Here is a 7642-nt window from a genome sequence, read left to right on the forward strand (position 1 = left end):
TCGCGGCGCTCGCCGAAGCGCTGGGCGCCAAGGAAGCGTTCCGCTCGGCCGGCGACCCGGTCCTGTTGCGCCGATACGAACGCGCGCGTCGGGAGGACATCCAGAAACTCATGCTCGCCACCGACGGCCTGCAAAAACTTTTCGCAGTACCCGGTACGGTCGCTCGCGCAGTGCGCAATACAGGCATGGCGTTCGTCGGGGCGCAACCGCTTCTCAAGCGCTGGCTGGTGTCAGCCGCGCTCGGTTAGTCCATCTGGCCGAAACTCACAACTTACGCAGCACCGAACGGAACCTTCCCATGAAAATAACTCTTCGCCGCGCGCTTGTCGCCGCCGTCACGATGGCCGCGATTTTCGGCGTCGGCTATGCGGCGCAAGCCGATCAGACCACCGACAAGATCAAGGCCACATTGCAATCGCGAATCGGCGATGCAGACATCAAGAGCGTGGAAAAATCGCCCGTTCCCGGCCTGTACGAAGTCACTGCCGGGACACAAGTTTTCTACACGGATTCGACCGGGAATTACTTGCTGATGGGCGATCTCGTCGATACCCGCACGCGCACGAACCTGACGGAAGCGCGGGTCGCGGAATTGAACAAGATCGACTTCGCGAAGCTGCCGTTCGAAAACGCGGTGAAGGTGGTGAAGGGTAACGGTGCGCGCAAGATGGCGGTGTTTTCGGACCCGAACTGCCCGTATTGCAAGCAACTCGAAACCACGCTCAAGAGCGTCGATAACGTGACGGTCTATACCTTCCTGTATCCGGTCCTGTCGCCCGATTCGGCGGTGAAGTCCAAGTCGATCTGGTGCTCGAAGGACCGTTCGAACGCCTGGGAAGGCTGGATGCTGGACCACACGGCACCCACCGCCTCCGGGACGTGCGACACGACTGCCATCGATAAAAACCTGAAGCTCGGCCAGACGATGAACGTCACTGGCACGCCAACCGTGTTTCTCGCCGATGGCCGCCGCCTGCCTGGCGCGATCCCCGCGGACCGGCTGGAAAAGGAATTGTCGGCAGTCCGCTAAGATCGTAGTTTGCTGAAGCACGATTGAGCACAGTTCAGTACGAAGGGAGGCGCGCGATGCGCCTCTCTTGCTTTTACGTCTTATCGAATACACATGCCTGGCGCGACGCTTGGGCAACAAGAAAAAGGAATTCGACGCATGAACGCCATCCGATACACCATCGTTCCGAAAAATGCCGCGGCGCATCTTTTTGAAGTTTCGCTGACCGTCGCTGCGCCCGATCGGTCCGGCCAGCGCTTCATGTTGCCCGTGTGGATTCCAGGCAGCTACATGATTCGCGAATTCGCGCGCAATATCGTGACGCTGCAGGCATTCAACGCGGCCGGCAGGAAGATCGCCGTCGAAAAAACCGACAAGCACGCGTGGGCCACCGCGCCGCACGACGGCCCGATCACGCTGCGCTACGAGGTGTACGGCTGGGACATGTCGGTGCGCGCGGCGCATCTCGATGAAGACATCGGTTTTTTCAACGGCTCGAGCGTTTTCCTGGCGGTCGAGGGCCAGGCAGACGCGCCTTGCGTCGTGGATATCCAAAAGCCGGCCGGCGCGCAATTCGCCAAGTGGCGGGTGGCGACGGCGCTGCCCGAGGCGCGTGGCACGAAGCGCTATGGTTTCGGCAAGTACGAAGCGCCCAACTACGATGCGCTCATCGATCATCCGGTGACGCTCGGCGAGTTTGCACTCGGTTCCTTCGATGCACACGGCGCGCAGCACGATATCGTCATTTCTGGCCGTGTGAGTGCGCTGGACATGCGTCGGCTGGAAGTGGATTTGAAACGTGTCTGCGAAGCGCAGATTGCGTTGTTCGAACCGCGCACGAAGAAGGCGCCGGTTGCGCGCTACGTGTTCATGACTGTCGCCGTCGCCGACGGTTACGGCGGGCTCGAACATCGCGCTTCGACGGCGCTGATCTGCAATCGCGCCGATCTGCCCGTGACCGGACGCCCCGATATGACCGAGGGCTACCGTACCTACCTCGGATTGTGCAGCCACGAATACTTCCATACGTGGAACGTCAAGCGGATCAAGCCGGCGGCATTCGCGCCCTACGATCTATCGCAGGAAAATTACACGTCGCTGCTGTGGTTGTTCGAAGGTTTCACGTCGTATTACGACGACCTGATGCTCGTGCGCAGCGGCGTGATTAACGTGACCGAGTATTTTGCACTGCTTGGAAAGACGATCGGCGGCGTGTTGCGTGGATCGGGTCGGCTCAAGCAGACCGTCGCGGAAAGTTCGTTCGACGCGTGGGTCAAATATTATCGCCAGGATGAAAATGCGGCGAATGCGATCGTCAGCTATTACCAAAAGGGCTCGTTGATTGCGCTGGCTTTCGACCTGTCGATCCGCACGCAAACGGCCGGCAAAAAGTCGCTCGACGACGTCATGCGCCTTTTGTGGCAACGCTACGGGCGCGATTTTTACGACGGAAAGGCACGGGGTATTGAGGAAAGCGAAGTCGAAGCGCTGTTCGCCGAAGCCACGGGTGCCGATCTGAAAAAGATCTTCCGCGATGGTGTGCACGGGACGCGCGACCTGCCGCTGGAAGCGCTGTTGGAACCGTTCGGCATTACCCTTGCCGCCGATATCGCAACCAACGGCACGTCAGGGAAGCCGTCGCTGGGCGCGCGCGTTCGCAACGGCGCGGATTGTGTGCTGGCGGCCGTCCACGAGAACAGCGCTGCGCAGAAGGCGGGGTTGTCGGCGGGCGACGTGCTGGTGGCTATCGACGGCTTGCGGGTGACGGGGTCGAATCTCGATACGCTTCTTTCGCGCTACCTGCCGGGTGCAAAGGTCGAGATCCATGCGTTCCGCCGCGACGAGTTGCGCGTCACGCAGGCGAAACTCGATGCGCCGGAAGTGTCGCGTTACGTGCTTTCCATCGCCGATAAACGCGGTGCATCGAAGCCGCATCGTGAACGCTGGCTGAACGGATAGAGCAAGGCAGGGCGGATTGTTCTATCAGTGCAACAATCCGTCATGGCGGAATGGCTTGTTCCCGTCGCATCAAAAGTCAAGAATGCTTCCTGTCTGAGCGCTACCCGTGCTGCTCAAAACTCACCAGGTACAGGACTCATCATGACGACGATTCTTCAAATCAATTCCGCCGCTCGCTCGCAAGGCGCCCAATCCACGTTGCTGGCCGACGAAGTGTCAGCGAAGCTGCAGCAAACGCATGCAGGCGCCAAGCTGGTGGTGCGCAACCTTCTCGCCGACAGCCTGCCGCACCTTGACGACGCCACGCTAGGCGCGTTTTTCACGCCGGCTGACCAACGCACGGCAGAGCAAAACGTGATCCATGCCAAAAGCGAAGCGCTGATCGCCGAGCTGCAAGCCGCCGACTTTGTCGTGATCGCCGCACCGATGTACAACTTCGGCATCTCGTCGCAACTGAAGACCTATTTCGACTGGATCGCACGCGCAGGCATCACGTTCAAGTACGGCGCAAACGGTGCGGAAGGCCTGGTCACGGGCAAGAAGGTGGTTGTTGTTTCGGCACGTGGCGGCAAATACAGCGGCACGCCGCACGATACGCACACGCCGTATCTGAAGTCGTTCCTCGGCTTCCTCGGCATGACCGACGTTAGCTTCGTCCTCGCTGAAGGCCTGGCGATGGGCCCGGACGCTGCAGGCGCCGCATTGGCAACCGCACGTGATTCGATCGCCGCGCTGTAATTTGAGCCGCTGCTGTCGTTGAGGCAAAAGAAAGGCCGCCGTGTCGCGAGACATGGGCGGCCTTTTCACTTTTCTATTTCAGGCTGCTGGTGCGTCGGGCAGACGCCAGTCGATGGCCGCGCGTCCCTGTTGTTCCAGGTAAGCATTCGCCGACGCGAAATGCCCGCAGCCCAAAAATCCGCGATACGCCGATAAAGGCGACGGATGCGCCGCTTCGAGCACGCAATGGGCTTTCCCCGATGCCACCGCCGAAGCAATCAGCCCGCGCTTCGCCTGAGCATGTGCGCCCCACAGCATGAAGACGAGATGTTCGTGGCGCATGGCGAGTTCGTGGATCAGCGTGTCGGTGCAATGCTCCCAGCCACGTTTCGCGTGACTGCCGGCTTTATCGCGTTCCACTGTCAGCGACGTGTTCAGCAATAACACGCCTTGCTTTGCCCACGCATCGAGGCAACCGTGCGCGGGCGGCGCGATGCCAAGACTCGCGTTGATTTCCTTGAATATGTTCCTGAGCGAAGGCGGCGGCCGCACCGGCGCCGGCACCGAAAACGCAAGGCCGTGGGCCTGCGGCGCGCCGCGATCTTCGCCGTGATACGGGTCTTGTCCGAGGATCACGACTTTTACATCGCCGGGACGCGTCAGGCGCAACGCGCGGAAGACATCGGCGGGATAAACGGTTTTACCTGCAGTGCGTTCTGCGTCGACGAAAGCGCACAACGCGGCGTAATGCGGACTGCCCGTAAAGCTTTTCAAATGCTTGCGCCAGTCGGCCGGCAATGCATCGAACTGGCTTTCCAGCGACGTAACCACCTCAGTTTCCTGATCGAACAGCGACGACTGGCTCATACCTCGCCGCCTTCCCCAGCTTTTGACGCGCACAAGTCGTAACCTCTGCGCGCCTTGCTCAAATTCTCCGGTTGCAGATCAGTGAACGCGCCGCGCATCAAGGCCGCGAGGTCATCGAGCGCTTGCTCGCCGCCGGATTTCAGTTCCAGTTCGAGTTCGCTGATCGGCGCGGTGCGGTGTTCGCCGTCGATGTTGGTCACGATTTCGCCGAGATCCAGCGCGACTTCGATCATCGCGCCTTCATGTTCGATGTCCCAGATCACCCGGGAAAAATCCGTGCGGAAGAGGGCGGCCAGGTCTGGCGCGGCGTCGCGCAATGCGTCGCGTGCCTGTTCGTCGTCGCAAAGTTCCAGCAGCGCGTCAATTTCCAGCGCTTCACCGGCCACCGGCATTTCCCATTCATGTCGGCTATGCATGCCGTCCTGGGATTCGCCCGCCGTCTTGTATGTCTGCAACCAGTGGTCCGGCATGCCGCGCAGGCGCAATGCGTTTTTCGCTTTGGCCAGCGTGTGAGCGGGGGTATCGAAGTAGACGTTCGTCAGGTTGATCTTGCGGCCTTCCGTACCCGTTTGACGGTTAATGAGGGTCGCGACCGCGTCGTGAAGCGAACTCGGAAGCGCCAGTTTGATCTCTCGTTCGATACCCATTTGAACTCCGTGAAACAGCAATCAGAAGAACATTCGCGCTAGTTCGGTGCCGGGGTCATCGGCGCGCATGAACGCCTCTCCGACCAGGAATGTCTGCACGTTCATTGCGCGTAAGCGCCCCACATCCGCGCGGCATACGATGCCCGATTCTGTCACGACAATCCGGTCCTCCGGCACCATTTCCAGCATGCCGAGCGTTGTTTCGATCGATGTCTCGAACGTGCGCAGGTTACGGTTATTGATGCCAATAAGCGGCGTTTTCAGTGAAAGCGAGTCCATGAGTTCGTCCGCGTCGTGGACCTCCACGAGCACGGCAAGCCCCAGTGAATCCGCGAACGCTTCGAGATCGCGCATGTGCTGCAACTCGAGCGCGGCTGCGATCAGCAAGATGCAATCGGCACCCATCGCACGGGCTTCGAGGATCTGATAAGTATCGACGATGAAATCCTTGCGCAGTACGGGCAGGCTGCATGCCGCGCGTGCTTCCTCGAGATACGCGGTGCTTCCCTTGAAGAACTGGGCGTCGGTCAGCACGGACAAACAGGCCGCGCCGCCTTTTTCGTACGACTTCGCGATCTCGGCGGGCACGAAGTGCTCGCGCAACACCCCTTTCGACGGGCTCGCCTTCTTCACTTCCGCGATGATCGCGGGCTTACCTTCAGCGTGCTTCGCGCGCAACGCGCCGACGAAGTCGCGCGAATCGCGCGTGCTTGCCTGTTCGCGCAACGCTTCGGCCGACACGCTTTCCCGCGCCGCACGAATTTCCTGATGCTTGACCGCGATGATGCTGTCGAGAATGTCGCTCATTGACGTGTCCCTTACGTGGCAAATCTACTTGGCAAATTGCTGCGTGAACCGCGCGAGTTCATCGACTTTTTCGCGCGCCCGGCCGTTCGCGATCACTTCCTTCGCGATCTGCATGCCGTCCGCGATCGATTCGACCACGTTCGCGGCGTACAGCGCCGTGCCCGCATTCAGCGTGACTATTTCGCGTGCGACGCCCGGCTTGTTGTTTAGCGCGCCGAGCAACATGGTCTTGGATTCCTGCGCGTCGGCGACCTTCAGCGATCGGTTCGACACCATTTGCAGGCCGAAATCCTCCGGATGAATCTCGTACTCGTGGACTTCGCCATTACGCAATTCGCCGACCACGGTGGCCGCACCAAGAGACACTTCGTCCATGCCGTCCTTGCCGTACACGACCAGCACATGTTTTGCGCCGAGACGCTGCATCACGCGAACCTGGATGCCGACAAGGTCCTCGTGAAATACGCCCATCAACTGGTTTGGGGCGTCGGCCGGATTGGTCAGCGGGCCGAGAATGTTGAAAATGGTCCGTATGCCGAGTTCGCGCCGCACGGGCGCGACGTTCTTCATGGCCGGATGATGGTTCGGCGCGAACATGAAGCCCATGCCCGTTTCAGCAATGGATTGCGCCACCTGTTCCGGATTCAAGTCGATATTCACGCCGAGTGCTTCGAGCACGTCCGCGCTGCCCGATTTACTCGATACGCCGCGACCGCCGTGCTTCGCCACTTTGGCGCCCGCGGCGGCCGTGACGAACATTGTGGCGGTGGAAATGTTGAAGGTATGCGAGCCGTCACCGCCGGTTCCGACGATATCGACGAGATTGTCGCGATCCGGCACATTCACGTGAGTCGCGAATTCGCGCATCACCGTCGCGGCCGCCGCGATCTCGCCAATGGTTTCCTTCTTTACGCGCAGGCCCGTGATGATTGCCGCCGACATCACCGGCGACAACTCGCCGCGCATGATCATGCGCATCAGGTGGAGCATTTCATCGTGAAAAATCTCGCGATGTTCGATCGTGCGTTGCAGCGCTTCATGGGCGGTAATGGTCATGGTCGGATCTCTCTTCACGCGCGAGTGCCTTGCGCCGGGCTCTTGACGAAGTTTTCGAGCAGCGCGTGGCCGTGCTCGGACAGAATCGATTCCGGATGGAATTGCACACCCTCGACCGTCAGTTCCTTGTGACGCACGCCCATGATTTCGCCGTCGGGCGTCCATGCCGATATTTCAAGGCAATCCGGCAGCGATTCACGTTCGATAGCCAGCGAGTGATAACGCGTCACGCTGAAATGCTTCGGCAGGTCGGCGAAGACGCCGCGGCAATCGGTTTCGATCTCGCTGACCTTGCCGTGCATGATGGTTTTCGCGCGTACCACGCGCCCGCCGAACGCCTCGCCGATTGCCTGATGGCCCAGGCACACGCCCAGGATCGGCAACTTGCCGGAGAAGGTGCGAAGCACGTCAAGCGTGATGCCCGCGTGTTGCGGGTTGCTCGGGCCGGGTGAAAGGCAGATGCGTTCGGGATTCAGCTTCGCGATTTCATCGAGTGTGATCTCGTCGTTGCGGAACGTCCGCACGTCCTCACCCAGTTCGCCAAAATACTGGACCAGGTTGTAGGTGAACGAGTCGTAGT

Annotated in this window: 8 protein-coding genes and 1 pseudogene; 4 read left to right on the plus strand and 5 right to left on the minus strand. The window is 60.3% G+C overall.

Going from position 1 to position 7642, the window contains the following annotated elements; all coding sequences use genetic code 11:
- The 4 genes and pseudogenes from WCA53_RS06145 to WCA53_RS06160 all read left to right on the plus strand — a co-directional run.
- A pseudogene (locus WCA53_RS06145) lies at nucleotides 1-248 on the plus strand (UbiH/UbiF family hydroxylase); the annotation flags it as partial.
- Nucleotides 249-298: 50 nt separating this feature from the next.
- Nucleotides 299-1030, plus strand: coding sequence for a DsbC family protein (locus WCA53_RS06150; RefSeq protein ID WP_423906943.1), 732 nt, complete (start codon nucleotides 299-301; stop codon nucleotides 1028-1030).
- A gap of 138 nt (nucleotides 1031-1168) precedes the next feature.
- The gene (locus WCA53_RS06155; RefSeq protein ID WP_423906945.1) at nucleotides 1169-2968 is read left to right on the plus strand and encodes a M61 family metallopeptidase; all 1800 of its coding nucleotides are present in this window, start codon (nucleotides 1169-1171) and stop codon (nucleotides 2966-2968) included.
- Nucleotides 2969-3109: 141 nt separating this feature from the next.
- Entirely contained in the window at nucleotides 3110-3706 is a 597-nt protein-coding gene (locus WCA53_RS06160; protein WP_423906948.1) for an FMN-dependent NADH-azoreductase, read from the plus strand.
- Nucleotides 3707-3784: 78 nt separating this feature from the next.
- Here WCA53_RS06160 and WCA53_RS06165 read toward each other — a convergent pair whose 3' ends face one another.
- The 5 genes from WCA53_RS06165 to WCA53_RS06185 form a co-directional block, all read right to left on the minus strand.
- Nucleotides 3785-4552, minus strand: coding sequence for a uracil-DNA glycosylase (locus tag WCA53_RS06165; protein WP_423906951.1), 768 nt, complete (start codon nucleotides 4550-4552; stop codon nucleotides 3785-3787).
- Nucleotides 4549-5199, minus strand: coding sequence for a CYTH domain-containing protein (locus WCA53_RS06170; RefSeq protein WP_423906953.1), 651 nt, complete (start codon nucleotides 5197-5199; stop codon nucleotides 4549-4551). Before WCA53_RS06170 ends, WCA53_RS06165 begins: the two co-directional genes overlap by 4 nt.
- Before the next feature lie 21 nt (nucleotides 5200-5220).
- Complete coding sequence (gene trpC, locus WCA53_RS06175; protein WP_423906955.1) at nucleotides 5221-6006, minus strand: indole-3-glycerol phosphate synthase TrpC; 786 nt, start codon at nucleotides 6004-6006, stop codon at nucleotides 5221-5223.
- 24 nt (nucleotides 6007-6030) lie between these two features.
- The gene (trpD, locus tag WCA53_RS06180) at nucleotides 6031-7062 is read right to left on the minus strand and encodes an anthranilate phosphoribosyltransferase (RefSeq protein WP_423906957.1); all 1032 of its coding nucleotides are present in this window, start codon (nucleotides 7060-7062) and stop codon (nucleotides 6031-6033) included.
- A gap of 14 nt (nucleotides 7063-7076) precedes the next feature.
- The coding region (locus WCA53_RS06185; protein WP_423906959.1) for an aminodeoxychorismate/anthranilate synthase component II at nucleotides 7077-7642 on the minus strand (566 nt) is incomplete at its 5' end.

Source organism: Caballeronia sp., from assembly GCF_049581465.1.
Classification (GTDB): domain Bacteria; phylum Pseudomonadota; class Gammaproteobacteria; order Burkholderiales; family Burkholderiaceae; genus Caballeronia.

Excerpts from the sequence above, each read along its gene's own strand:
- WCA53_RS06150 (WP_423906943.1), top strand. The coding sequence starts at position 299 with ATGAAAATAACTCTTCGCCGCGCGCTTGTCGCCGCCGTCACGATGGCC.
- WCA53_RS06170 (WP_423906953.1), bottom strand. The coding sequence starts at position 5,199 with ATGGGTATCGAACGAGAGATCAAACTGGCGCTTCCGAGTTCGCTTCAC.
- trpD (WP_423906957.1), bottom strand. The coding sequence starts at position 7,062 with ATGACCATTACCGCCCATGAAGCGCTGCAACGCACGATCGAACATCGC.
- WCA53_RS06160 (WP_423906948.1), top strand. The coding sequence starts at position 3,110 with ATGACGACGATTCTTCAAATCAATTCCGCCGCTCGCTCGCAAGGCGCC.
- WCA53_RS06165 (WP_423906951.1), bottom strand. The coding sequence starts at position 4,552 with ATGAGCCAGTCGTCGCTGTTCGATCAGGAAACTGAGGTGGTTACGTCG.
- WCA53_RS06155 (WP_423906945.1), top strand. The coding sequence starts at position 1,169 with ATGAACGCCATCCGATACACCATCGTTCCGAAAAATGCCGCGGCGCAT.
- trpC (WP_423906955.1), bottom strand. The coding sequence starts at position 6,006 with ATGAGCGACATTCTCGACAGCATCATCGCGGTCAAGCATCAGGAAATT.